Genomic DNA, 25672 nt, shown 5'->3' with positions numbered 1-25672 from the left:
GATACCGGCCAGGGGGCTATCGATCGAACAGGGTTTCCCAGAGGGTATCGACGCGCGCCTTGACCGCGGCATCCATGACGATCGGCGTGCCCCACTCGCGCGTCGTTTCGCCGGGCCACTTGTCGGTGGCGTCGATGCCCATCTTGGAACCCAGGCCCGATACCGGCGAGGCGAAATCGAGGTAATCGATCGGTGTGTTGTCCACCATGACCGTATCGCGCGTCGGGTCCACGCGCGTGGTGATCGCCCAGATCACCTCCTTCCAGTCACGCGCGTCGATGTCGTCATCCACCACCACGATGAACTTGGTGTACATGAACTGGCGCAGAAAACTCCATACTCCGAACATCACGCGCTTGGCGTGGCCGGCGTACTGCTTCTTCATGCGCACCACGGCCATCCGGTAGCTGCAGCCCTCGGGCGGTAGATAGAAGTCCGTGATCTCGGGAAACTGCTTCTGCAGCAGCGGCACGAACACTTCATTCAGCGCCACGCCGAGCATGGCCGGCTCGTCGGGCGGCTTGCCGGTATAGGTGGAGTGATAGATGGGATCGCGACGCATGGTGATGCGGTCGATCGTGAAGACGGGAAACCAGTCCTGCTCGTTGTAATAGCCGGTGTGGTCGCCGTACGGTCCCTCCAGCGCATGCTCGTAGCCGCTGGGGTGGTTCGGGTCCGGCTGGATATGGCCTTCCAGCACGATCTCGGCCGAGGCCGGCACATTGAGCTCGGACAATCCCGGCGTGATGCACGAGGCGAGGGCGGTGCGGCTGCCGCGCAGCAGGCCGGCGAACTGGTACTCCGACAGCGTATCAGGCACCGGCGTCACTGCGCCGAGAATGGTCGCCGGATCGGCGCCGAGCGCCACCGCGATCGGGAACGGCTGGCCGGGATGGCGTTGCGCATGTTCGCGGAAATCGAGCGCGCCGCCGCGATGGGCGAGCCAGCGCATGATCACCTGGTTGCGACCGATCACCTGCTGGCGGTAGATGCCGAGGTTCTGGCGCTTCTTGTTCGGACCGCGCGTTACCACCAGGCCCCATGTGATCAGCGGCGCCACGTCGCCCGGCCAGCAGGTCTGGATCGGCAGCCGGGCGAGGTCCACATCGTTGCCTTCCCAGACCACCTCCTGGCACGCCGGCCCGCTCACACGCCTGGGGGCCATGTCCCATACCGACTTGGCCAGCGTGAACAGCTTGCCCGCCTCGCGCAGCCCACGCGGCGGTTCCGGTTCCTTCAGCACCGACAGTACCCGTCCAATATCGCGCAGGTCGTCGATGGAGTCCGCGCCCATACCCAGCGCCACCCTGCGTGTCGTGCCGAACAGATTGGCCAGCACCGGCACGCTATAGATAGCGTCAGGCGTCTCCGCCTTGCGCGGTTGCGTAAACAGTATGGCGGGACCGCCCGCGCGCAGTACGCGGTCGCAGATCTCGGTCATCTCCAGATTTGGCGAGACAGGAGTGGCCACGCGTTTCAATTCGCCCAGCGTTTCCAGTTGCGCGATGAAATCGCGCAAGTCTTTGTATTGCATAGTGATTCGTCCAGATGGTGCGGTAACCGGGTGGCGCCGCGAGCACGGTATCCAAGTGGATAAAGATACGCATTTCGGCTCAACGGCGCAAAAAAAATGTGTCAATCTGCATCGACAGATTGTAATTTCTCCGCCGGTCGCAAGTCGGTCTGCATGGGCCGGGAGCCTAGGCCAGCCCTGCCATTGAGTGCCACAGGGTGATCCCTGCGAGTCATCAAAACGCCTGTTACATATAGCTGAAAGTAGTTATTTGTAAATTTCTTATTCTTGACGGGATATAAAAGGGTTCCTACAATCCGGTCTACTTTGTGAGGTGTTGCGTTGCAACATGGCTTTTTTCCCGCTGTCAATAGGGTAACAGCAGGGTGCTGCAGAAAAAGTTATTGCGCGACGTCCCTCCGCAGACCCCCGGCGTAGCCGGACCGGTAAGAGTACTTAGTGGCAGGGTGCGCTCCCCCAAGAGCGTACCCTGTTTCTCGTTGGGCGCATGGGGAGCGCCTGCCAACAGATGCTGGCCATCACCTGCTAGATGGCGCGGCATCCTTACTTGAATACGTTGAGATCGGGCACGCGCGGTGTTTCTGGCGCGCGCAGCGGACAGCGGATGGAGGTAAGTATGAGCGGTTGGAAAACCCTTCATCTTCCCGGCGTTGGGCGGGCGTTGCAGGTCCGCCTCAGACGTCCGGTACCTGGCGTGAACGGACCGCTGCAGTTGCGGTTGGCTCACCCGGTTGCGAGCCGCGCCTTGCGAGGCGGCCGCACAACCTTGAAGTACGCGCTGAACAGTCTTGGCGTGTTGTCCGTCGCGGCAGCGGTTTCGCTGACCGTGAGCCAGCAATGGCGCACCTCGCTGGCGGGTGCTCTCGCCGGCAAGGAAGCGCCGGCCGTGCTGATCGGCGCCGCCATGCCCGTGTCGACTGCCCACGCCAACCATGGCGTGCCGGCGGTATCGGCCGATGTGGCGGCCGCGCGTTTGAGCGGTGCCACCGGCTTGCCGACGGTGTCCGGCGTGGACGAATGGAGTGTCGCTGCTGCAGGCAAGGTGCCATCCGTGGCCCATCTGGCCGCGCAGATCCCGGCCCAGCGTGTGACGCTGGACGCCCGTAGCTCGGCCGCGCTGGGTACCGCGCGTGAGCAGGCGACCGTGGCCGACTATATTGCCCGCAAGTATCGCGTTGCCTCGCAGGCGACCGCGCAGCTGGTGAAGGCGGCTTACCTGACCGGCCGCGAGGTCGGTATCGATCCGCTGCTGATCCTCGGCGTGATCGCGATCGAATCCAGCTTCAACCCGTATGCCGAGAGCGGCGTGGGGGCGCAGGGCCTGATGCAGGTCATGACCAAGGTGCACCAGGACAAGTACGAAGCGGTCGGTGGTGTCGCCGAGGCGCTGAATCCGTACGCCAATATCAAGATTGGCGCGCTGGTGCTCAAGGACTGCATCGCCCGCGCCGGCTCGATCGAAGGCGGCCTGCGTTTCTACGTCGGCTCGACTACCAGTACCGATGGCGGTTATGGCGCCAAGGTGCTGGCCGAGCGCGCACGTCTGCGTGCGCTGCTGGGCTTGCCGAACGACAGCAGGCCAGCCGGCAGCAACAAGACCCAGGCCGAACGTCAGGCCGGTGGCGAAAAGCTGGAAGCCGCTGGCGGGACCGCACAGGCGGCCTGATCTGGTCAGCCTGCGCTGGCCATGCTGGCAGCGCCTGGTCGGCACGCCATCTTGTCCCAATCGTGGCGCGATCGTGGCACGATCGTCGCCAACAAAAAAGCACCCTCGGGTGCTTTTTTGTTTGGGCGTACGCCCCCGGCGCGTGCCGGTGGGCGCTATCGCAGGAAATGATGCAGCCGCTGCATCGCCTCTTCGATATTCTCCATCGCGGTCGCGTAGGAAATCCGCAGGTAGTCGCGCGCCGTATGCGGGCCGAAGTCCGTGCCTGGCACCATCACCACGCCCGCATCGTGCAGGATCGCCTGGGTCAGCCGATCGGCATCGCCGGCGTACGGGTGATTGATATGGCGGCAGTCGGCATAGACATAGAAGGCGCCGTCGGGTTTGACCGGCACGCGCAGCCCGAGCGCTTCCAGTGCCGGCACGATCGCGTCGCGGCGGCGGTGGAACTCGGCCTTGCGGGCGTCGTAGATCGCCAGCGCCTCCGGCGTGAAGCAGGCGAGGGCGGCGTGCTGGGCCACGGCAGAGGCGCAGATAAACAGGTTCTGCGCCACCTTCTCGAACGCCGGCACCAGTGAATCGGGCACGACCAGCCAGCCGAGCCGCCAGCCGGTCATATTGAAGTACTTGGAAAAGCTGTTGACCGTCACGACGTTCTCGTCCAGCGAGAGCGCCGACACCGGCGGCGCGTCATACGACAGGCCCTGGTAGATCTCGTCGACGATCGCAAAGCCGTCCCGCGCGCGCACTTCCGCCAGGATACGTGCAAGCTCGTCGGGCAGGATCGAGGTGCCGGTCGGGTTTGACGGCGACGCCAGCAGCACGCCGCGTGTGTCCGGCCCCCAGTTGGCGGCCACCTGGGCGGCGGTCAGCTGAAAGCGCTCGGCGGGCCCGCTCGCGATCATGCGCGCCTGCCCATCGAATGCCGCCACGAAGTGCCGGTTGCACGGGTAGCTCGGATCGGGCATCAGCACTTCCGTGCCGATATCGACGAGCACGGCACACGCCAGCAGCAATGCGCCCGAAGCACCGGCGGTGACGATCACGCGCCGCGCGGGCACGTCGATGCCATAGGTCGTCTTGTAATACCCGGCAATCGCCTCGCGCAGGGCATGGATGCCAAGCGCGCCGGTGTATTGCGTCACGCCGCGGCGCATGGCTGCCTCGGCGGCATGGATGACCGGCGCCGCGGCGGTGAAATCGGGCTCGCCGATGCCCATGTGGATCACATGGCGCCCGCTGCGCTCGAGTTCGGCGGCCTGCTTGGCCAGTTCCATCACGTGGAACGGTTCAATATGGGCCAGCCGCGCGGCGGTGGCGATGTGCCGGGCATCCATTGCAGCGGCGCTTAGCGTCGGGCGGCGACTTCGGGCGCGCGCACCTGCGCGGCCAGCTTGTCGAGCACGCCGTTGACGTACTTGTAGCCTTCCACGCCGCCAAACGTCTTGGTCAGTTCCACCGCCTCGTTGATTACGACCTTGTACGGGATGTCGAGGCAGTGCACCAGCTCGTAGCTGCCGACCAGCAGGGCGGCGCGCTCGACTGGCGACAGTTCCTCGACGGTACGGTCCAGAAACGGTTGGAACGCAGCGGTCAGGCGCGCCTCCTCGCGCACGGCGCCATTGAGCAGCGCGTCGAAATGATCGCGGTCGGCCTTGTTGAAGCCCTGCGCGTCATGCAGGTGGGCCTCGATGGCGCCGATATCGTTGCGGTTCAGCAGCCACTGGTAGAGCCCCTGCAGCGCCAGTTCGCGCGAACGGCGGCGCGCGCTTTTGGGCGGCGCCTTGGGTTCGCTGCGGGCAGCCTTGCCGCCCTGGTCGCCGGTGTCGCGCGCGTCACTCATCATCTTCCTCGTCGTCTTCGTCCCGATCGTGGTCGCGCAGCGAGTCCAGCGCGGCGACCAGGTTGGCCATCTCCACCGCGGCCCGGGCGCAGTCGCGGCCCTTCTCGCGGGTGCGGGCGTGAGCCTGGGCGTCGGTATCGACGGTCAGCACGCCGTTGGCGACCGGCAGGTTGAAATCGAGGCCAATGCGCGTAATGCCGGCGCCGGATTCGTTCGAGACGAGCTCGAAGTGGTAGGTCTCGCCGCGCACCACGGCGCCCAGCGCGACCAGCGCGTCGAACTGGCCGCTCTCGGCCATCTTCTGCAGTGCCAGCGGAATTTCCAGGGCGCCCGGGACGGTTACCACGAGCGTGTCCTCGCCTTCCACGCCGAGTTTTTCCAGCTCGGCCACACAGGCTTCGCGCAGTTCGTCGCAGACCGGCTCGTTGAAGCGCGCCTGCACGATGCCGATGCGCAGGCCTTCACCGTCGAGGTTGCTGGGGTAGAAGCCGTGATCCATTGTCAGTTCTCCAGTTGTCGGGATGACGGCCGGTAGTCGCCCCGTGGCGCCGGCCGCCGGTATTCAGTCGCAGGAAGGTTCGCCGTCCATCGGCTGGCAGCCGGTGACTTCAAGATCGTAGCCCGTCATGCTCGGCATTTTCTGCGGCGAGCCGAGTACGCGCATCTTGCCCACGCCGAGATCGCGCAGGATCTGCGCACCCACGCCGTACGTGCGCAGGTCGGGCTTGCGGCGCGGACGGTCCTGCGGGGCGTCGAGCGCGCTGAACTGGGCAAACAGCTGCTCCGGGGTGTCGCCACAGTTGAGCAGGGCCAGCACGCCGGCCTCGGCGGCACCGAGCACCTCGAGCGCGGCAGGCACGCTCCACGAGTGCGTGGTGCGCGAAACCTCCAGCACATCCAGCACCGACAGCGGTTCGTGCACGCGCACCAGGGTCTCGCGATCGCGGCGCGGCTCGCCCTTGACCAGCGCCAGGTGCGCGCGGCCGCTTGCCTTGTCGCGGTAGGCCACGCTGTGGAAGGTGCCGTACGGCGTCTGCATGGCGCGTTCGCCCATGCGTTCGATGATGCTTTCGGTACGGCTGCGATAGTGGATCAGGTCGGCAATGGTGCCGATCTTGAGGTTGTGCTCGCGCGCGAATTCGATCAGGTCGGGCAGGCGCGCCATGGTGCCGTCGTCCTTCATGATTTCGCAGATCACGGCGGCGGGCGTCAGGCCGGCCAGTGCGCCCAGGTCGCACCCGGCCTCGGTATGGCCGGCGCGGATCAGCACGCCGCCGGGCTGGGCCGTGAGCGGGAAGATATGGCCCGGCTGCACGAGGTCGGCCGGCTTGGCGTCGCGCGCCACGGCCGCCTGTACGGTACGCGCGCGGTCGGCCGCCGAAATGCCTGTGGTCACGCCCTCCGCGGCCTCGATCGACACCGTGAAATTGGTGCCATGTGCGGTCCCGTTGCGCGACACCATCGGATGCAGGTCGAGCTGGCGGCAGCGCTCGGCGGTCAGGGTCAGGCAGATCAGCCCGCGGCCGAACTTCGCCATGAAATTGATGGCTTCCGGCGTGACGAAATCGGCCGCCAGTACCAGATCGCCCTCGTTCTCGCGGTCCTCCTCGTCGACGAGAATGACCATGCGGCCGGCGCGGATGTCGGCAATGATGTCTTCGGTGCGGGCGATTGTCATGGTTGGGGCGACGTCGGGAGTCAAATGGCGGATGCCGATAGGAGGGGTGAGGCACGGCACGTGCCGGGAAATCAAGGCCGGTATTGTACGCCAATGGCCCGCTTCCGGACGCAACGGGCACGGGCAACCGGATGCGCAACGGCGAGCGCCGCCGCCGGCCAGGCCGGCCCCGGCCTTATGCTCCGAGCGCCGTGGCGGCGGTGGCGTCCTGGCGCGTGGCCGCCAGTGGCATGGCGCCGGTGCGCGGCAGCAACCATTTCGGTCCCATCTCGCCGTACAGTCATATCGCATGCCCGGGGCCGCAAGATCATGCGGCAAGGCTGTGGGCTTGAGCCGCGGCCGGCCATAACGCAGCCAGGTGCCCGGCACCGTGCTGGCACCGGGCATGACCCCGGCATGCGGCTGGACAAGCAGGGCCAACCGGAGTACATCGGCAAGCAGGCCGCTGCCATTGCCACCTGGTTCTCCGGGAGCCTGACGCCGGTGACCCTATTCGATCTTACGGGCGCGACACCGCAGGCGTGAGCGCGTCCACCAGACAGGAGTGTCGAACCCATGACCGCCATCGATTCCCAGCTCGTCGCCGAGCTGGCACCCACGGGCGTGCTGCGCGCGTCCATCAACGTCGGCAACCCGATCCTGGCCAATCTTGGCGCGGACGGCCAGCCGTTCGGTGTCTCGATCGACCTCGCGCGTGAATTTGCGCGCCGGGTTGGCGTCGACGTGCAGCTGGTCGTTTTCGACGCGGCCGGCAAGTCGGTGGATGCGGTGACCAACGAGCAGGCCGACTTCGGCTTCTTCGCGGTGGATCCTGTGCGCGGCGCGGGGATTTCCTTCACGGCGCCCTATGTGCTGATCGAGGGCGCTTACCTGGTGCGCGAGGCATCGCCGCTGCGGGACAACGCCGAGGTGGACCAGCCAGGCCGACGCGTGACGGTCGGCAAGGGCAGTGCCTATGACCTGTTCCTGACGCGCGAACTCAAGCAGGCCGAGATCGTCCGTGCGCCGACCTCGCCGGCTGTGGTGGATACGTTCCTGGCGCAGAACCTCGATGTGGCCGCCGGCGTGCGCCAGCAGCTCGAGGCGGACGCGAAGCGCGTACCGGGCCTGCGGCTGCTGCCGGGCCGTTTTATGGTCATCCAGCAGGCCATGGGGCTGCCAAAGGCGCGCAGCGCTGCCGCCGTGGAAGTGCTGCGCCGCTTTGTGGAAGACATGAAGGCCAGCGGCTTCGTGGCCGCCGCGCTCAAACGTCACGGCATCGAAGGTGCATCCGTGGCGCCGGCGCAGTCCTGAGTTTCGGCGCCGGGTACGGCTTGGCGCCGGGGTAGCGGCTGCCCCAGGCGCGGTCGTGCGCTCAGTGGGCCGTGCCTGCCGCGGCCGCCGACATCATGCGCTCGACGTAGCGCGCGATCAGGTCGATTTCGAGGTTGACGCGCGCGCCGGCTTTCAGGTCCTGCAGCGTGGTGACCTCGATCGTGTGCGGAATCAGGTTGATCGAAAAGACGCAGCCATCGGCCTCGTCGGTAACGCGATTGACGGTCAGCGAGACCCCGTTGACGACCACCGAGCCCTTGTAAGCCAGGTACTTGCCGAGCTCGCGCGGCGCGCGGATACGCAGTTCGTGCGATTCGCCGACGGGGGCGAAATGCACCACTTCGCCGAGTCCATCGACGTGACCGGAAACCAGATGCCCGCCAAGGCGATCGGCGAGGCGTAGCGCTTTTTCCAGATTGACGCGGCCGGGCCGGTCGAGACCGACGGTCTTGTCGAGCGATTCGCGCGAGACGTCGACGTCGAATTGGCCCGGCTCCATGGCGACAACCGTCATGCAGGCGCCCTGGATGGCGATGCTGTCCCCCAGCACCACATCGGAAAGGTCGAGCGCGCCGGCGGCAATGCGCAGGCGCACGCCAGCCTGGCTGCCGCCGAGCGGAGATACGGATTCGATGCGGCCGACTGCCGCGACAATACCTGTGAACATGGTGCTCTCGTGAACGGGTTGTCAGGATGGATTGGGCTGGCGTCGTGCGATCAGCCGCAAGTCGTCGCCGATCTGGCGCACATCGTGCCAGTGGAAGGCCGGCGCGTCGTCGAGCCGGGCCAGCGGCGGCAGGTTGAACATACCCTGCGCATCGCCCAGCAGCTTGGGCGCCAGGTAGACCAGCAGTTCGTCCGCGCAGCCTTCGCGAATCAGCGAGCCATTGAGCTTGAAGCCCGCTTCCACATGGAGTTCGTTGATGCCCCGCTGGCCCAGCGCGGCCAGCATCTGCCGCAATTCCACCTTGCCATGCGGATTGGGCAGTACCACCACTTCGGCGCCGCGCGCCTCGAGTGCCTTGCGGCGCGGCGCATTGTCTACCGCGCAGAAGATCAGGACCGGCCTGGCGAAGTCACCGCTGTCGCGCGCGAGTACGCGCGCATCGAGCGGGACTTCCAGACGCGAATCCACCAGCACGCGCTGCGGCTGGCGCGGCGTGGCAATCGCGCGCACGGTCAGTGCGGGATTGTCGTCGCGTACCGTGCCGATGCCGGTCAGGATGGCGCAGGCCCGCGCGCGCCACGCATGCCCATCGTCACGCGCCGCCTGGCCGGTGATCCACTGGCTGGTGCCGTCATGCAGTGCCGTACCGCCGTCGATGGACGCGGCCACCTTCACGCGCACCCACGGTGTGCCGCGCGTCATGCGCGAGACAAAGCCGATATTGAGATCGCGCGCCTCCTTCTCCAGCAGTCCGCAACGCACATCGATACCGGCATCGCGCAACCGTTGCAGGCCGCGTCCGGAGACGGCGGGGTTGGGATCTTCCATGGCCGCCACCACGCGCGCGATACCCGCCCGCACCAGCGCATCGGCGCACGGCGGGGTGCGCCCAAAGTGACTGCAAGGCTCCAGCGTGACGTATGCGGTGGTACCGCGCGGGTCGAAACCCCGGGCCACGGCATCCTTCATGGCCTGGATTTCGGCGTGATCCTGCCCGGCGGGCTGGGTGAACCCCTGTCCAATCACCTCGCCATCGCGAACCAGCACGCAGCCGACGCGCGGGTTGGGGGTGGTTGTGAACATGCCGCGCGATGCAAGCGCGAGCGCCTGTTGCATGGCGGCGTGGTCTGAATCGGAAAACATACTGTCTGGCGATGGTTGCCTAAGGCAATGCCGGGCGAAGCCCGGGAAAATCAGCGAAAGAGCGGGCGCTGGGGGCGGCTTCGGTCAGTCACAGCCGCGCCCGCTGCCAGGCCGGCAAACGCGGATCCGGCCCTGCGCGCCGAGCCTGACCTGGCGCTGCGCGCCGCGGCAGCGCACCACGAACGTCGCGGAGAATAAGCCGCCGTGCTCAGAGCGTGAGTATCCCACACCCGTCCAGCGGATGTGGGGCCCGCCCTCGCCAGGCCGGGCGACGCGGGTACCGCGCAGTGCAATCTGCAAACAACGCTGGTCCAGTGCGACCACCGCCAGCGGCGCCCCGGGCCGGTCGGCCGCCTCGACTTGCCAGCCGGTGTCGAACGACGCCGTGCCGTCAAGCGGCCGCATTATCGTGCCGCGGGTCCGTGCCGCCGCCGCGCTGCGGCCCATGGCGAGCGACAACGCGAGCCGGTCCGCCACCTGCGCAACGGTCTGTTCCGCGCGCATGGCTTGCAAGGACGGGTACGCCAGGCTTGCCAGCACCATCATGACGGCGAGCGTGACGAGCAGCTCGACGATGGTCATGCCCAAGGCGGTGGCGCGGGCGATTGCCATCGTCGATCCGCGAGCTTGCGCCGAGGGCGCGCGAGGGGAGTCAGCATCCATGAGGCAATCGCACGGTGATATCCGCGGACGGTAGTATCGCGAGCCACTCGCCATTGCTTCGCAGCACCAGCGCGCCGCAGCGCGCGTCCGCCGATACCGGCGTGGCACGCAGTTCCACGCAGCGGGCAAGATCCACCTGTCCGCAACTGGTGGCCGTCAGCCAGTGGCGTGGCGCGGCCGGCGGCCGAGGGACCGCGCGGGGCCACTGGCCGGCGGGCGTGTGCCCGCCGGCGGTGCTGGCGTAGGTGGCATGGGTCAACGCATGACGCTCCAGGGCCAACATCGCCGCCGTGAGTTCCGCGCGTGCCGCAATGCGCCACGCGCGCACGCGGTGCTCATGCCATGCCGGCAGCGCAACCGCGGCCAGCAGCGCGATGACCGCCAGTGCGGTGGCAAGCTCTGCAAGGCTGAAACCATGCAAGCGGGGGGCGAGGAGGTTCATATCGGCGTATGGGTGAGTTGCCGCCACGAAAGACGGCCGCGGCGGCGCACATGGCGGGCCTGCTGTTGAAGCCGCGCGATGCCGTCTGCCACGGTCCAGAGCGCGATCGCGTCGACGTCGCGGCGTTGCGTCCCGGGCAGGGTCGGGGCATCGGTGACGATCGGGGTGACCGTGACGATGGGCGGGTCGGACGACGGTGTTGGCAAGCCAGTGACCGCCGCGGCGCTACCGTGATGGGCATCGAGCAGGTAGCTGCGTTGGCGGCCATCCGCGGCGATGGAGGTAAAGGCGAGATGGCCCGGGCCGGCCGGCAGCCATTGATCGAACTGCTCGCCATCGTTCGGCAGCGTCAACGTCCAGCCCGAGGCGGATGGACGGTTCGCGGGCAGGAGGACGCCATCGCCTTGCCGTTGCGGACGGATCGATGTGGGGGGCGCGCCCGCCGGGCTGATCGCGGCGACCTCGCTGCCGCCGGCGATAGCCACCAACGGGCCGCCGATGCCCGGCACGATGACGGGCGCCTCCGCGCGGCGCGACGCCGGACCGCGCAGTCGATGCACGCAGACCGGCGCGGTCCTGGCATCGATGGCGAACCGCCACAGTTGCCCCTGTGTATCGGTGGCATAGATCGCGGCGGCAATGCCGCGCGCATCGGCGTGCACGGTGGCCGCAAGCAGACGTCCGCGTGTGGGGGTGTTGCCGCAGCCGCGCGGCGGCAAGTGCCAGGATTGCACGTCGGCCGACGGCGGCCGGCCGAGCGGTAGCAGCACCATGCCGGTGTGCAAGGCGTCGGCAACGATCGCCACGGCATACCATCGGCGGACGCCGGCCTCGAACACAGCGGCGACGCGTAGCGGGCCGGTGCCAGTCAGCGGCAGTGCGGCATGGCCGGATACTTCCCAGTGCCACGGCAGCGGTATGTCGCCGGTGGGGTCGGAGACGTCGAGGGCAAACAGCGTTGCCGCACCGCTTGCACCGCCGGCACCCCTCGCTCCGCTTGCCCCGCTTGCCCCAGTCTGCCCAGTCTGCCCAGTCTGCCCAGTCCTCCCAGTCCTCCCAGTCCTCCCAGTCCTCCCAGTCCTCCCAGTCGCGCCGCTTGCATCAGCGTCGCCGTCGATGGCAGCGGCTTCCATGCCGGTCGCCGGTATCGCGCAGAGCAGCAACGTCCGCCATCGACCGCCAACGTCGGCGTCGATCGTATCGGGCCGGGCACACGGCAGGTCCGGCATCTGGCCACTACCCTGAGGCCTGTGCACGCTGAAGTCGCCAGCGCGCGCGAGCAAGGCGCGTGGCAGAAACGCCATGAGTTCTTGCCCCGTTGCGCTCTCGAAGCCGTGCACAAAGCCGTCCCGCGTGGCGAGCCACACCGTGTGCGGCCGGCGCGCATGGGCTTGCCGGAAGCGATCGTGGCCGGGCTGTAGCGGCTGCCATGTCGGCGGCGGAATGACGAGCACGCGGGCCCCGGATGCGCTGCCGAGCCGCGTATCGCGGGGCCGCATGCCGGCGTCGCCCAGCCGGCCGCGCAGCCAGGCGAGGCGTTGGGGTCCGTTCCCTTCGACCGCGAGCGTATCGCGCGCGGCCGCATCGATGGCATGCCAGTGCAACGCGCCGAGCGCAGCGCCACCCAGATAGAGACGACGCGAAGCCGTATCGCGTCGATCGAGTAGACGGCCGGCTTCCCACATCGACAGCACGGATTGGACGGGACTCGTCAGCGGGGCCATGTGGAAGGTGATCGCATGCAGCCTGCCGGTCCATGGATAGCCGGCGGCATCGATGCGGTAGCCGGTCGGCAACGTTGCGGCGAGCGCGGTGGGGCCGAACAGACCCATGCCGAGGTACCACGCGCAGGCCAGGCGGCGCCAGCTCATGGCTGGAACTCCGTTTGCAGCAGCACCCGTATCGCGGGGTCGCGGCCAATTCCCAATGCCGTGACGCGAAAGCGCGGTAGCGTACCGGCCGCCCCTTCGGACAGGATCTCCAACAGATAGCGCGGTGGCGTCGTCGCCCCGATCACGCCTGCTGGCAACTGCGGCATCCGTGCGCCGGAGCGCGTGCCGAACGTCACGCCCAACGGCGATGCCGCGCTCTCACCTTCGCGCCATCGGTGCCACGGTGGTGTCCCGTTGGGGACATGGCGACACCAGCCCGACTCCGCTTGATCTCCACAGGTGTCCGCGGCGGGCCAGTGCGCCAGCCGCATGCTGTCGGGCGCAAGCGCCGCAAGGATATCGGCCTCCGCATCGAGCAGGGCCACTTCGGCCGCGCGGAACGCGAGTTGGTGCTCCACATGCGCGGCCACCATGACATGCCCCGCGGCCAATGCGTGCAGCGCCGCCATGCAGGCCGCGCTGGTCATGATCAGCAGGGCCGACACGAACGGCAGCACGCCCATGCCGCATTGATGGCGTATCCGCGGCAGGATCAGCATCGCCCCTCCCCACATCCGGAAGGGTTGCGCAGCCGGACGGTAGCGGTGAACACGCGCCGCCGACGCTCCGGATCCGTCTGCGGCGCAAAGACGTCGTCGGGCGCCGGATCGCCATGCGTGGGATGCAGCAGCGCCAACGGTACATCGTCAAGCGTGCGCAGCCAGAACCTGCGCTCCCCACGCATCACGATGGCGATCTGCACCGCGCGTACGTGGTGCCATGCGTGCGCCCCGCGCGCATGCAACGCATCGGCGCGTACGAAGGCTTCGACCAGACCGTCCCCGTCGTCATCCACGCCATACCGCAACTGCATCGTTTCCACGCCGCGCACCAGCGCGCCACCGGTGTATTGGAACGCATCCATGCGTCCGCCCTGGCGCCTTGGATACCGGCACATCAGTTGTGGCATGCCATCCGTGGCGCGGCCGATATAGAACAGGTTGATCGCCGTCGTGGTGCGCTCGGTAGCGTCCCGGGCGCGCATCGGCAAGGCAAAGCCGCCGCAATCGGTCATGGTGCCATCCGCTACGGCGGGTTCGTCGGCGCGGCTGCTGCCGATCATGCGGATGCGCAATGCATCGCTGCCCTGATAGCCCGCACGTTGGCAAGCGGAATCGTCGGTGGCCGGGCGAGCGCAGTCGTCATAGCCGATCAAGGGTGCGGCAGACCCGTCCGTGGGTCGCTCGGCGGGCGGTGCCCAGCCGGCATGACGCACCGCGTAGGACAGGATCGCCAGTGCGCGATGACCGCGTTCCTCGAGCATGACGTTGTCGACGATATCGCCGTATGCACCGCTGGCCACGCGGAAAATCGCAAAGCCGGCCAGGCTGGCGATCAGGCCGAGCGACAGACCGACCAGCATGCTGGCCAGCGAGAAGCCATGGGCAGTGGGGCAGGACCACGGGGCGGGCATCATGGCGCGACCCATAGTGCGACCCATAGTGCGACCCATTGCGCCGGAGCCTGAGCGTCACCCCATGGTGCCCCCGTTGGCGCCAGATCGGTGGACTCGGCCCGCGCCACTACCAGCCGATGTCCTGGCACGCACGTCATCGATGCCGGCGGCGTTCCGGCAAGCGCTGCGCACTGCCGTGCGATAGTCGACGCGGAGGACGCGGGCGCCGCGGGCGGGATACCGAGCGGCAGCGATTCGGCCAGATCCGCGGCGCTACGCGCGGCGGCGGCCAGTGCCTGCTGTGCCGCGGCCGCGCGCAGCCCGCGCGCACCGAGTGTCGCCAGCGGCAGCGCGGCGATACCGGCGAGCGCAAGACACAGCAACGCTTCCGCCAGGAAGAATCCGTGTACATCGTGCCCGCGCGACCGCTGGCGACCCGGACAGCGCAACGCCAGACAAGGCGGGCTCGGACAGCACGGGTCTGGTCCGGATGCGCCCGGTCGCGCCGGGTTCGAGTGCGGAAACGGCGCGTTCGGAGACGGCGCGCCGGGCGGCGATGACAGCGTTGACAGCCGAGCACGCGGCACCCCCGAAACTGGCGCACGCGGCGCACGCGGCGGGTGCGGTGATTGGGATGATTGCGGTGATTGGGATGATTGGGGGGAGCGCGAAGAGACGGTAGCCACGGCATCCTCGATCGATGATCAGGATGCCGAGCGTAGTCAAAAAAGGCCGGTCGAAACGTGTCGGAATGCGCCGAGAATGTGGCGGTTTGTTAGCGACCGGCGTCAGCCAGTGTTCTCGGAACGGTCCGAGGTCATGCGAGTGAGCCGGCCCGCATCTGCCTGGCGCATCAGGATCCCCAGCATTCCTCCAGCGTGCCGCTGCCGCTGATGCCCTTGGTTTGCGTGTAGTTCAGCGTAAAGTTGCCGCACACATTGTCGACCAGCTTGACCGGCGTTGCCGTGAGCTTGTAGCCCTGATCGAAGCCGCCGCCGTCGGCCTCGATCAGGATGGTGTACGCGCTCGCATCGCACGTATCGGCCGAGCCGGTCGTATCGTTGGTACCACCACAAGCCGGAAACTGCAGCTTGCCGGCCTGGTCCGCGTACTTGTTGTTCACCGTGAAGTACCGCTCCTGCGCCCCCTGCAGGCGCATCAGCGCGGTCTTCGCCTCCGTGCGGCGCGCGCGCGTGACGTACTGCTGGTACGTCGGAATCGCGATGGCGGCGAGGATGCCGATGATGGTCACGGTGGTGATCAGCTCCAGCAGCGTGAAGCCCCGCGCGCCGCGAGGGCGCCGGTGGAGGCGGGCGATCAGGGTCATGCGTCTTCTCCTCGTGGGGCCCATGGCCCGTCAATGCAGTATTTCACGCCAGGACAGGCGGCCGAGCGGGGAGCCCGCGCTTTCCGTGACGACCTGCGTTTCGCCCGTCGAACCGTTCAAGACCTTGCGTTCCTTGGTTCCATCGATGAGGATCGTCGGCTTGGGCGTAATCCCGTTCGCAGGCTGGACACCGCCGGGCTGCTGGCCGTTGACCAGATCGTTCTGGTCGAAGCGACCGTCGTTGTTGGCGTCGAACGGGGGCTGCGTCAGTCGTCCACCGGATACGCCATCGAGTTCCATCAGCCAGCTGGTACCGCCGCTCGCGCACTGGTCGGTGGAAGGAATCAGCGTGGTGAACACGATCCGTGTGCCGCGAATCTGCGGATCGTAGACCACGCGCTCGCCCTCGGCCGTGCCGGGCGGGTAGGGTGGTTTCAGCAGGTCCATGTACCAGCCTTGCTTGCCCGTCGCGGTGTATTGCACGTTGTTCCGGCTGACCAGGCGATACAGCACCTTGGTGGCCGGAAACTGCGCCTCGGCATCGATGGTCTGCTGCACGAGCTTGCTGCGCGTGACCGTGCCCTGTGCCGTATTGTTCTGGTCCCAGATGCCGTAGAACGACTGCGTCGAGAAGTTGGACGGGTCGGCGTTGTCCACGTAGCTGCCGGTGCCAAACAGCACCATGTAGCCCCCGGCCTGGGTGTTACGCATCACGTCGACCGCGGAGGTAATGGGCTGGCGCTTGCCGTTGGCGTCGGTAGCCGTGAACAGCAGCTTGCGCGTGCCCTGCCAGGTGGCCGGATCCGTGCCCGACACGTCGAATTTCCACAGGTTGCCGAGCAGATCGCCGGCATACAGGAAGTCCGTGGTGCCGTCGCCGTTGACGTCCGCGGGGAACGCCGCGGAGATGCCATTCGGCACCGTAATGTTGGCGTCGTCGACCGTGAGCTTGAGGTAATCCGTGCCGATCGACCACGACTTGCTGCCGGCGGCGCGGTCGAGGAAGACGATAAAGATCGATCCCCGCCCGGCGTTGCTGTTGTAGCCGTTGCCGAAGACCGCCGCCCACTTGCCGTTGCCGAGCCTGACGATATTCGGCTGGCCGTAGGTGTAGCCCAGGTCCGCGTCCTGGTTATTGGTGAATTCCCACAGCGCGGTGCTGGCCGCCGAGCCCTCGTTGATGGCGTCGGGGTCTGTCACGTCGAGCGCGAAGATGCCGCGTCCGCCGCCGGCCAGACCACCGACCAGGATAGTGCGCCAGGTGCCGTTGACCTTGGCGTCGCCCACGGTCGGCGTGCCGTCCACGTAGTAGCGGTGCACATAGCCCGGGTTCGACAGCGTCGACAGCGAACCATACAGTGCCGAGGGCACATAGGCGAACAGTTCGCGGCCGCCGCCGTCGGCGGCGTTCAGATGTGCGTCGAACGCGTGGAGCATGCCGTCGTTGGCGCCCACGTAGAGCACCGGCCGGCGGTCGCGATGCTGGACGACGAAGGCGGCGTAGTCGGCATCGGCATAACCGGCGTTCGGCGCGGCGACATATTGCGGACTCGAGTTGACGATATCGCCCAGGATCGTATTGGGCCGCGATCGCAGGTCGGAGCCGCCTTCATGGCTGCGATCGCCGCGCATCCATTCCAGGCGATTCTGGCTCAGCAGGGTCTGGTAGGCCGCCGGCAGGCGGTCCCATTTGAACGGGATGCCGGCCTTGTTGGCGGTGACGTTGTCGTAGGTCAGGATCTGGCGCGTGGCGCTGGTCTGCGTATTGAGCACGTCGCCCGCGTCCCACGTCGCGTTGCCGGTCTGGCCATTCAGGTCGATCGGAAAGGCGATGAGCTTGCCCGACCAGTCGGACCCGTTGAACAGGGCCTGGAAGATCGCCGAGCCCGTGGTCAGCGTCGCGGAGTTGGTGGCAACGGAAGCCGCCGACGACACGTTCAGGATATTGATGAAGGCACGTTCCAGCGAGTCGGACAGGGCCGCCGGGTTGGTCGCGTAGAAGTAATTGTCCGGCAGGCCATCGGCACCGGCCGACCCGTCCGCCTTGCGCGTGTCCCATTCCAGCACGTTGTCGGCCAGGCCATTGCCGCCCTTGTCCTCGCTGAAGCCACCCCATTTGGCCGCGTAGAACAGCGGATCCTGGAACTGCCCCCCGGCCTTGCCGTTGGCGGTATAGGTCACGCTGGTCTCGGGGTCCCCGATATTGCAGTTCTGGCAGCCACCCGACGTATTGATGGGCGCGCTCTTCGGCGAGACCACCACGGTGGCCGGGTCGGTGTACTTGAAGTTGTAGATGCCCGAGTGGAAGTGCGGACCATCCTTGTCGGTGCCGGAGATCGCATAGCCAAAACCCTGGCCGTTCGAGGTCGAGGCCGAGACCACCCGCGTGGATACCGTGATCTTGTCGCCCACCACGTTATAGCTGAGGATCCCCCAGACGTCCTGGTCGTAGTCGCCCCCGGCGATGGAGTCTTCCCAGTTCACGTAGAACCGCCCGCTGGTGGGCGTCTGCGAAATGACCTTGAAGTCGACCAGCGTGCCGGAGCTCGGCTGGATATTGTCGGGGTGCAGCTGATACGACGGCAGGATGGTGACCGTCTGGCCGTTGACGTTGACGTTAATGCGCGGCGTGGTGGTGGCCAGCTGCACGGCGTACGTCGATACCTTCAGCGACTTGGTATCGCCGGCGGGGATATTGATGTCGGAGCGGATCCGGTTGGTGTGCGCGAAGTACGCGGCGCCCGCGATCTGGAACGTGCCTGCCTGGGAGGGACCTTCCGGACAGATGCCAAGCACGTCGCTGAAGTTCGCCACGTCCTTGGCGGAGCACAGGTTGTCGATCAAGCCACCGGTGACACCGCCCGCGAACCACTTGCCCGTGACCCCCTCGGTGGTACCCACCGTGTCGGTGTATTTGCTCACGCCGTTGCTGCTGTTCAGGTCGGCGAACCCGGCTAGCTGGTCGCCGTCATACGACGACACGCTGGAGTTGAACACCAGTGCATTGAGCGGCGTGCAATACGGCGCGCGCTTGGGATCGTTGGCCGGCAGGTTCATCGGGTTGGCCCAGGTCGCCGTGGTGAGCTTGAGCGCCGCGTCCTTGCCGTTGGTTTTTGGCAGGAAATCACTATTGGAAGACTTGCCGGCAAGGTAGCGCAGCGTCTCCAGATAGATCTCCGAGATCGGGTTGCCCCAGGTGGAGCAGTTGCCCTGGTTGGCGGGCTTGCCTTGCGCGTTGGCGCCGCCGCTCAGCGTGATACCGGTCTGCTGGTAGTTGCACGCGTCCACGCCGGTGTCGCCGGAGGTGTAGCCGCCGTCCCGGTAGCTGTAGCCATACGGGCGCAGCCGGTCGATGTTCCACACGATGCCCTTGACGGTGCCCGTGGCGAAGGTGCCGTCCGCCGGGTTGATCTCGGTGGCAAAGTTGGTGGCATTCTGGCGCAGCACGCCGCCGGAAATATTCTTGTCGTAGGAGCCGGTCATCAGGCCGAACAGCATCTGTCCGGTTTCACCGTACTTCTGCAGTAACCCGACCGGCTTGTAGCTGGTGCCGTACTGCTTGCAGTTCTCGCCCGCCCGTAACGTGGCGTCTGCCACGCATACCTGGACGCGTGCGTTGAAGGTGCCCTTGGCCTCGCCGGTGCCCGCGCCGCGGTTGTCGCGCGAGGGGTTCTCCGCCGACGAGTTGATGCCGGACAGGGCCGCGCGGTTACCGCTCGACGAACCGCCGGGCCGTACCTGGGTATTATTCTTCGGGTCCGTAATGATGTAGGGCAGGAAGCTGCCCTGGGTATTGCTGGCTTCGCTGGTCCAGTTGCACTGCCATTTCTCGCTGGCGCCCCAGGTGGCGTAGTTGCCGTTGGCCACGCGAATCTGCGGGGCCTGGGTATTGTCCTGCGACGCCTGCACGCCGCTACCGTCGCGCGGCGTGACATTGCAGAAGGTCAGGCCGCCGCGACTCAGGTTGGCGACGTTCCAGTTGGTATAGGTCTCGTCACGCCCGGTGGAGGTGAACACGCTCTCGGGATAGATCGCGATGGTGACGGTGTTCTTGCCGGTCTTCGTGGCCCAGCCGGTCATCGACACGTTCTTGGGTGCGCTGGTGGAACTCGGCACCATGCGGATCTGGTCGCCTACCTCGATCTTGCTGCTGTCGCTGACATTGATGGTCAGGATGTCGCCATAGGTCGGCTTCATCGTGACCGTCGAATTCGAAGTCAGCAGGCCGACGTCGCTCGGCATCTCCGCCACCATGCTGCTGGGGACCAGCTTGCGCAGGTCCGCACCGGCGTAGTACTTGGCCCAGGCGTGGGCATCCATCGGCAGGAAGGCGCGTTCCAGCACCGTGGTCGTGGCGGTGTCGGTGGCGCGCGTACCGCCATAGAGAATCTTTCGCACCTCGTCGATGCGGCTCATGCTGACCCAGTTCAGGAAGTTGCCGCTCCAGCTCTTGCCATCGCAATACAGCTGGCCCTGGGTGTCCGCCGTCATCACGAACGAGGGCACAAAGCCCTTGATGGTGTTGCTGTCGTACGTGTAGCACTTGCCGGAATCGAAGTATCCGGCGTACTTGATCGCGTTGGTGTAGGTCGCGTCGAGGATGCCGTCGTTGTCCAGATCGGTGTAGTCGTTATACGCCTTCTGGTGCAGCGAATGGTCCTTGGACAGGTCGATCATGACGATCGGCGGCACGTTGCCACCCGCGTAGAGCGGGCGCGTGGCCAGGTTCATCTGCGCGGCGGACGCCGACGCGATGGCGAGCAGAAGCGAAGCGGCCAGCAGCACGCCCTGGAGGCGGCTGACGGGACGACGGAAGGTGGACTGGGTCATGGTGCGCCCGACGAGTAAGGGGTTGCGCAAGTGAGCTCAGAAATCAGGTAAGGCAAATTGCGGCGATACGTGCGGCAGTGCTGGATGCTGCGGTGCTACATGCGGTCGCGTGGCCGGCGGCGTCAGAAGCGGACGACTTCCTGGATCACGACCTTGGTATTGGGATTGGATCCGTATCCGATGGCGCTGATGCGAAACACATACTTGGTGGCGCCCGCCTTCAGGCTGCCCTCGGTCAGGTCCGGGATCGATTCGATCAGGTAGCGCGGCTGCTTCGACACGCCGCTGCTGGTGGCATTGGCCGAGGTGGGCATCTTCTGTGCGGCGGTCAAGCCGGTGATCTCGCCCAGTTCCAGCGAACGCGTGGTGTCCTCGAGATACAGGTCCCACACGGGCTTGCCGGTGTCCGCCGGAATGCAGAAGCCCTTGAAGTTGGGCACGTCGCAGGTGAGCGACGCACCCGTGCGGCCAGCCAGCTTGCGTGTTTCGTTGATGTCCTTGCGCGCATCGCGCAGGGCTGCCTCGGCGGCTTGCAGCGCGATGTTCTGGTCGCGCGAGTTACGCGCCATGCGTTCGGAAGACAGGCTCGCCACGCTTGCCGCGACGCCCACCAGGGTCAGGATGATCAGGAACAGCAGCACCATGATCAGCGAAATGCCGCGCTGCTCCTGGCGCCGGGGCAGATGGGCGCGCGCACGGTAGGATCGGTTGGTCATTTCGGGGCCTAGTTCAGACGGTTGCGAAGGGCGATGAAGAACGTGTAGTGCTTGTACAGGCGGCCATCGTCGGCGAGGTTGGTCACGCTGCCGGCGTCGCCGGCGGGCGCCGCGTTGGCGGGCGCGTAGGTGGCACCGAAATGGTTGACCACCAGCGATTCCGGCCGCGGGTTGGTGGTGTTGCGGCCGCGCAGGATCAGCGAGACGCGCAGCGCGCGGACATTGGCCATGACGGCGGCGCCCGGTGCCACGTAGCGGTTGATGGTCTGGTCGCCGTCGGTGTCCTCGCCGAGCAGTACCTGGAACGATTCCACGCCCGGGAACAGCGGCGTGGGGGCACCGCCATTGGCCGTGCATTGCAGCCACGGGGTGCCGGCGGCGTCCTTGGCGATCGAGAAGACCTCGCTCACCAGCACGTTGGCGTTGACATCGTTACCGGAGCAGTCGACCACGGTGCCGTCGGCCTTGGGCGCGCTTGCCGAGCCGGGCGCGGCGGCCGGATCGCCGCCCGGGAGCGACGAGCCGAAATAGCGGAACGTCAGCGAGTCGCTGGTGTTGGCGCCATCGTCATTGCTGGCGTCGAGCGTTTCGTTGGCGCCGAACGTGTTGGCGGTAAAGGTGAAATCGGTATAACCGACCTGGCGCGCCTGACGCTGAAGCAGTTGCGCGATGGCGCGCGCATTCTCCTGGATCTCGCCGAGATCGCCCTGCGTGTTGTTGGAGCGCTGCTGCGAAATGTAGAGCGAGCTGGCCACCAGGATCAGCAGCAGGCTGATCACCATGCCGACCATCAGTTCGACCAGCGTGAAGCCGCTAACGCGGCGGCGGGAGTGGAGGAACGTTCGGGTCATGGCACCACCGCGGTCACAAAGCGTTGGATGGGCGTGTCGTTGCTCTTGCTGTCCTCTCGCCACCAGATCTTGATCACGTACGGCGCGCCGGCGACGTTGTCGCATCCATGGACCGCCGGGCTGGTGCCGTCGGTCGGGGTGCTGTCGACACAAACGATGCCGGTGCCGCCCGGCAGCGCCGCACCGACGTCGTCGAGCCAGGCGGCAAAGCTGGTCAGTGCCATCTGCTCCGGCGTGCAGCCCGCCGCGGTATAGCAGGCGGCTACCGGCTCCGGCTTGGGATTGGCGGTGAGGTTGCTGTAGGTGCCGGCAGTCAGCGCCCGCTCGTTGGCGCGAATCTGGTCGGCCAGGTTGTACGCCATGGCCGTGGCCACGTTGCGCATCGACGCGGTGCGCGTATCCAGTAACGTCTGCGTCTGCAGGATGGCCAGCGCGAGCACGCCGAATGCGAGCACGACGATGGTGACGAGCGCTTCGATCAGCGTAAAGCCGCCGGGGCGCGTCCGGCGGCAGGCCCGTGCACGGCCGGACCGCGGCCGGCCCGGGGGCTTGGCATGGAGGAGGGTGTGCGGCATGGCGTCAGTGGCAGGGCGTCGGCGATTGGGTATAGGCGCGGCCGCTGCCGGTCAGCGACACGGTCTGGCCTTCGAGAGTCGATCCGGTTTCGCAGAATTTCCACGCGGCCACTGGCGATTTCACCGCGGTGCCGGACGAGCGGAACGCGATGCGGTTGGCCTTGTCGAGGCCGCTTGCGGTGATCGCGGTCTTGACGGTGGGCTTGTCGCTGTTGCGGACCAGTTGGTCGGCGCCATCGCGCACGCCGTTGTCGTCGGTATCGAAAAAGATGATGCGGGCGAGCGACCAGTCTTCCGAGCAGTTGACTCCGTCGGCGCTCGGGCATACGGTGACCGAGGCATTGCGCCGTGCGGCTTCGCTGCGCGCGGTCTCGATGTCGACAAACAGCTTCGATGCTTCCGAGCGCAGCTTGCTGTTGTGGATAAAGCTGGTGAAGTTGGGGATCGCCGCGGTGGCGATGATGGCGAGCACCGCAACGACGACCATCATCTCGATCAGCGTAAAGCCGGCCGTCGATGGTGTGGATGGTGTGAATCGCGTGAATCGCGTGAATGCGGAGGCGGCACGATGGCTGGCGCCACGCCATGTTGCATGGCGCGTCGCGGCGACAAGGCCCGCGCTTGCCGCATGATCCGATACCTCACCCGATGCGTGACCCGAGAAGGGACTACCCGACAAAAGGGCCATCGTGGGTTGCGCAGACGTCCGCGTACCCACTGCCCACGGGCAGATTCCCTCCGCCCGAAGGCAGACAGACTGACCCATCTATGACTCCCGTCCGAAAAGTGGAGCTTCTTTTTTGCTTTTGTTACTGCTTATTGTTACTGCTTATTGTTGCTGCTTTTTACTGCGACTTCTTCGCGACGTCGTTCGCAAGAACTACTTTTACAACGTCTCTTGCAACGTCTCTTGCAACGACATCGCGGCGGCGCGCGTTTCTCTCGGTGGTCTCTTGACGTTGTGACGTTGTGACGTCGGCCGTCGTGCGGCTGATGTGGCAATGGACCGGTGTCGCGCGCTCGCAAACATCCTTCCCTAACCCGGGGGAAGGTCAGTGCAGATTAGACGGCTTTTTTAAGTAGATGGCTACCCCTTTCGTGGGGTGGGTGGCGAAAATTCGTCCAACACGTCGCGAAATTCCGACACATCTTCGAAACTTCGGTAAACCGACGCAAAGCGGATATAGGCAATCTTGTCGAGCTTGCGCAGCTCGCGCATGACCAGCTCGCCGACCTGGCTGCTCGGGATTTCTTTCTCGCCGAGGGCCAGCAGTTTTTCCTCGATGCGGGTAATGGCGAGGTCGATGGCCTCGGCCGAGACCGGCCGCTTGCGCAAGGCGAGCCGCATCGAATCCTTGAGCTTGGCGCGCGTGTAGTCGACGCGCGAACCGTTCTTCTTGACGATGGCGGGAAAGAACAGCTCGATTCGCTCGTAGGTGGTAAAGCGGCGGTCGCAGGCTTCGCAACGCCGGCGGCGCCGCACCGTATCGCCGTCCTCCGACACGCGGCTATCAAGAACCTGGGTATTCGAGTGACCGCAGAAGGGGCATTTCATGCCGGACCGCCTGGTGAGTTGATACTCGCTTTATATATATATATCGATGGTCGCTGGCAAAAAGGCGGCCCCTTCCGGGCAGGAAGGGGCCGCCGCCAGCGCTCGGCCGTAGCCGGGCAACCTGTCAGCCGCTCAGCCGCTTACCCGCTTAGCCGCTTAGCCGTACACCGGGAAGCGGCGCGTCAGCGCCGCCACCTGTTCGCGTACCTTTGCGATATTGGCTTCGTCGTGCGGGTTGTCCAGCACGTCGGCGATCAGGTTGCCTACCTGGCGCGCTTCCTCTTCCTTGAAGCCGCGCGTGGTCATGGCCGGCGAGCCCAGCCGGATGCCCGAGGTCACGAATGGCTTCTCCGGATCGTTCGGGATGGCATTCTTGTTGACGGTGATATGCGCATCGCCGAGGATCTTCTCGGCTTCCTTGCCGGTGATCTTCTTCGCGCGCAAGTCCACCAGCATCACGTGGCTTTCGGTCTTGCCGGAGACGATGCGCAGGCCGCGGGCGATCAGCGTATCCGCCAGTGCCGCGGCGTTCTTCACCACCTGCTGCTGGTACGTCTTGAACTCCGGAGTGAGCGCTTCCTTGAAAGCCACTGCCTTGCCGGCGATCACATGCATCAGCGGGCCGCCCTGGATGCCGGGGAAGATCGCCGAGTTGATGGCCTTCTCATGCTCGGCCTTCATCAGGATCACGCCGCCGCGCGGGCCGCGCAGGCTCTTGTGGGTGGTGGTGGTGACAAAGTCGGCGTGCGGCACCGGGTTCGGGTACACACCGGCCGCGATCAGGCCGGCGTAGTGGGCCATGTCCACCATGAAGTAAGCACCAACCGCCTTGGCAACGCGGGCGATACGCTCGAAGTCGATGCGCAGCGCAAAGGCCGAGGCGCCGGCGATGATCAGCTTGGGCTGCTTCTCGTGCGCGAGCTTCTCCAGCGCGTCGTAGTCGATGTCTTCCTGTGCGTTCAGGCCGTAGCTCACCACATTGAACCACTTGCCGCTCATATTGAGCGCCATGCCGTGGGTCAGGTGGCCACCTTCGGCGAGGCTCATGCCCATGATGGTGTCGCCCGGCTTGAGCATGGCGAAGAACACGCCCTGATTGGCCTGCGAGCCGGAGTTGGGCTGCACGTTGGCGGCTTCGGCGCCAAACAGCTGCTTGACACGGTCGATCGCGAGCTGCTCGACCACGTCGACATACTCGCAGCCACCGTAGTAGCGCTTGCCGGGATAGCCCTCGGCATACTTGTTGGTCAGTTGCGAACCCTGCGCGGCCATCACGGCCGGCGAGGTGTAGTTTTCGGAAGCGATCAGCTCGATATGATCTTCCTGGCGCTGGTTTTCCTTCTGGATGGCGGCGAAGACTTCGGGGTCGATCTGGTCGATCGTATAGCGGCTGCGTTCGAACATGGCGTCACTCGTCTGTAAAAAAGTATCCCGATACGTGCGCATCGGAGAAATTCTGAATAACTCCATCTTGATGAGATGGAGCGTTTACGAGGGGGAGATAGGGCGCGCGGGGGAGCATCGGCGACCCGTACCGGCGG

General features: G+C 66.2%; 24 protein-coding genes. 3 read left to right on the top strand and 21 right to left on the bottom strand.

The genetic code is table 11. The annotated features are described in order from the left end of the window. Window positions 1–16 precede the first annotated feature (16 nt). Complete coding sequence (gene ubiD / locus DFLDMN_RS09175; RefSeq protein ID WP_423198154.1) at window positions 17–1534, bottom strand: 4-hydroxy-3-polyprenylbenzoate decarboxylase; 1518 nt, start codon at window positions 1532–1534, stop codon at window positions 17–19. A 616-nt stretch (window positions 1535–2150) separates the two neighbouring features. Between ubiD and DFLDMN_RS09170 the strand changes: the two genes are divergently transcribed. Beyond that, window positions 2151–3200, top strand: a complete 1050-nt coding sequence (locus DFLDMN_RS09170; protein ID WP_423198153.1) for a transglycosylase SLT domain-containing protein — start codon at window positions 2151–2153, stop codon at window positions 3198–3200. Between the two features lie 155 nt (window positions 3201–3355). On the opposite strand, the gene DFLDMN_RS09165 is transcribed toward DFLDMN_RS09170, so the two are convergent. From DFLDMN_RS09165 to ribBA, 4 genes are all read right to left on the bottom strand, one after another. Further along, window positions 3356–4537 (bottom strand): pyridoxal phosphate-dependent aminotransferase, encoded by a 1182-nt coding sequence (locus tag DFLDMN_RS09165; protein ID WP_423198152.1) that lies wholly within the window; start codon window positions 4535–4537, stop codon window positions 3356–3358. 11 nt (window positions 4538–4548) lie between these two features. Beyond that, window positions 4549–5043: a transcription antitermination factor NusB gene (gene nusB / locus DFLDMN_RS09160; protein ID WP_423198362.1), complete on the bottom strand. Its 495-nt coding sequence runs from the start codon at window positions 5041–5043 to the stop codon at window positions 4549–4551. Beyond that, the gene (gene ribH, locus DFLDMN_RS09155; protein WP_423198151.1) at window positions 5036–5542 is read right to left on the bottom strand and encodes a 6,7-dimethyl-8-ribityllumazine synthase; all 507 of its coding nucleotides are present in this window, start codon (window positions 5540–5542) and stop codon (window positions 5036–5038) included. Before ribH ends, nusB begins: the two co-directional genes overlap by 8 nt. A gap of 63 nt (window positions 5543–5605) precedes the next feature. After that, a complete protein-coding gene (ribBA, locus tag DFLDMN_RS09150) occupies window positions 5606–6721 on the bottom strand; it encodes a bifunctional 3,4-dihydroxy-2-butanone-4-phosphate synthase/GTP cyclohydrolase II (protein WP_423198150.1) in 1116 nt (371 codons plus the stop codon). Between the two features lie 396 nt (window positions 6722–7117). Between ribBA and DFLDMN_RS09145 the strand changes: the two genes are divergently transcribed. Both DFLDMN_RS09145 and DFLDMN_RS09140 read left to right on the top strand, forming a co-directional pair. Next, window positions 7118–7246: a hypothetical protein gene (locus DFLDMN_RS09145; RefSeq protein ID WP_423198149.1), complete on the top strand. Its 129-nt coding sequence runs from the start codon at window positions 7118–7120 to the stop codon at window positions 7244–7246. Between the two features lie 30 nt (window positions 7247–7276). Further along, a complete protein-coding gene (locus DFLDMN_RS09140; RefSeq protein ID WP_423198148.1) occupies window positions 7277–8014 on the top strand; it encodes an ABC transporter substrate-binding protein in 738 nt (245 codons plus the stop codon). A gap of 61 nt (window positions 8015–8075) precedes the next feature. On the opposite strand, the gene DFLDMN_RS09135 is transcribed toward DFLDMN_RS09140, so the two are convergent. From DFLDMN_RS09135 to glyA, 16 genes are all read right to left on the bottom strand, one after another. Further along, the gene (locus tag DFLDMN_RS09135; RefSeq protein WP_423198147.1) at window positions 8076–8702 is read right to left on the bottom strand and encodes a riboflavin synthase; all 627 of its coding nucleotides are present in this window, start codon (window positions 8700–8702) and stop codon (window positions 8076–8078) included. Window positions 8703–8723: 21 nt separating this feature from the next. Then, complete coding sequence (gene ribD / locus DFLDMN_RS09130) at window positions 8724–9845, bottom strand: bifunctional diaminohydroxyphosphoribosylaminopyrimidine deaminase/5-amino-6-(5-phosphoribosylamino)uracil reductase RibD (RefSeq protein ID WP_423198146.1); 1122 nt, start codon at window positions 9843–9845, stop codon at window positions 8724–8726. Window positions 9846–9929: 84 nt separating this feature from the next. Continuing rightward, the gene (locus tag DFLDMN_RS09125; protein ID WP_423198145.1) at window positions 9930–10457 is read right to left on the bottom strand and encodes a pilus assembly FimT family protein; all 528 of its coding nucleotides are present in this window, start codon (window positions 10455–10457) and stop codon (window positions 9930–9932) included. Between the two features lie 40 nt (window positions 10458–10497). Beyond that, a complete protein-coding gene (locus tag DFLDMN_RS09120; RefSeq protein ID WP_423198144.1) occupies window positions 10498–10950 on the bottom strand; it encodes a type IV pilin protein in 453 nt (150 codons plus the stop codon). After that, window positions 10947–12821, bottom strand: coding sequence for a pilus assembly protein PilY (locus tag DFLDMN_RS09115; protein WP_423198143.1), 1875 nt, complete (start codon window positions 12819–12821; stop codon window positions 10947–10949). The genes DFLDMN_RS09120 and DFLDMN_RS09115 overlap by 4 nt, the downstream gene beginning before the upstream one ends. Continuing rightward, entirely contained in the window at window positions 12818–13381 is a 564-nt protein-coding gene (locus DFLDMN_RS09110) for a pilus assembly PilX family protein (RefSeq protein WP_423198142.1), read from the bottom strand. Before DFLDMN_RS09110 ends, DFLDMN_RS09115 begins: the two co-directional genes overlap by 4 nt. Next, on the bottom strand, window positions 13375–14298 hold the full coding sequence (locus tag DFLDMN_RS09105) for a PilW family protein (protein WP_423198141.1): 924 nt from the start codon (window positions 14296–14298) through the stop codon (window positions 13375–13377). Before DFLDMN_RS09105 ends, DFLDMN_RS09110 begins: the two co-directional genes overlap by 7 nt. Further along, window positions 14295–14660, bottom strand: a complete 366-nt coding sequence (locus DFLDMN_RS09100; protein WP_423198140.1) for a hypothetical protein — start codon at window positions 14658–14660, stop codon at window positions 14295–14297. Before DFLDMN_RS09100 ends, DFLDMN_RS09105 begins: the two co-directional genes overlap by 4 nt. A gap of 470 nt (window positions 14661–15130) precedes the next feature. Continuing rightward, on the bottom strand, window positions 15131–15604 hold the full coding sequence (locus DFLDMN_RS09095) for a type IV pilin protein (protein WP_423198139.1): 474 nt from the start codon (window positions 15602–15604) through the stop codon (window positions 15131–15133). A gap of 30 nt (window positions 15605–15634) precedes the next feature. Further along, window positions 15635–20434: a pilus assembly protein gene (locus tag DFLDMN_RS09090; RefSeq protein WP_423198138.1), complete on the bottom strand. Its 4800-nt coding sequence runs from the start codon at window positions 20432–20434 to the stop codon at window positions 15635–15637. A gap of 122 nt (window positions 20435–20556) precedes the next feature. Continuing rightward, window positions 20557–21150, bottom strand: a complete 594-nt coding sequence (locus DFLDMN_RS09085) for a pilus assembly PilX family protein (RefSeq protein ID WP_423198137.1) — start codon at window positions 21148–21150, stop codon at window positions 20557–20559. 8 nt (window positions 21151–21158) lie between these two features. Continuing rightward, a complete protein-coding gene (locus DFLDMN_RS09080; protein ID WP_423198136.1) occupies window positions 21159–22001 on the bottom strand; it encodes a PilW family protein in 843 nt (280 codons plus the stop codon). Then, window positions 21998–22576: a type IV pilus modification protein PilV gene (gene pilV / locus DFLDMN_RS09075; protein WP_423198135.1), complete on the bottom strand. Its 579-nt coding sequence runs from the start codon at window positions 22574–22576 to the stop codon at window positions 21998–22000. The genes DFLDMN_RS09080 and pilV overlap by 4 nt, the downstream gene beginning before the upstream one ends. Before the next feature lie 4 nt (window positions 22577–22580). Further along, the gene (locus tag DFLDMN_RS09070; RefSeq protein ID WP_423198134.1) at window positions 22581–23264 is read right to left on the bottom strand and encodes a GspH/FimT family pseudopilin; all 684 of its coding nucleotides are present in this window, start codon (window positions 23262–23264) and stop codon (window positions 22581–22583) included. Window positions 23265–23663: 399 nt separating this feature from the next. Next, window positions 23664–24131 (bottom strand): transcriptional regulator NrdR, encoded by a 468-nt coding sequence (gene nrdR / locus DFLDMN_RS09065; protein ID WP_423198133.1) that lies wholly within the window; start codon window positions 24129–24131, stop codon window positions 23664–23666. Window positions 24132–24287: 156 nt separating this feature from the next. Then, window positions 24288–25535: a serine hydroxymethyltransferase gene (gene glyA, locus DFLDMN_RS09060; RefSeq protein ID WP_423198132.1), complete on the bottom strand. Its 1248-nt coding sequence runs from the start codon at window positions 25533–25535 to the stop codon at window positions 24288–24290. Between the last annotated feature and the right edge of the window lie 137 nt (window positions 25536–25672).

Origin of the sequence: Cupriavidus sp. H19C3 (genome assembly GCF_049393815.1) — a bacterium.
In the GTDB taxonomy this organism is placed as follows: Bacteria; Pseudomonadota; Gammaproteobacteria; order Burkholderiales; family Burkholderiaceae; genus Cupriavidus.
Note: the sequence above shows the minus strand (reverse complement) of the source record. Positions and strands in the feature narration are given on the sequence as shown.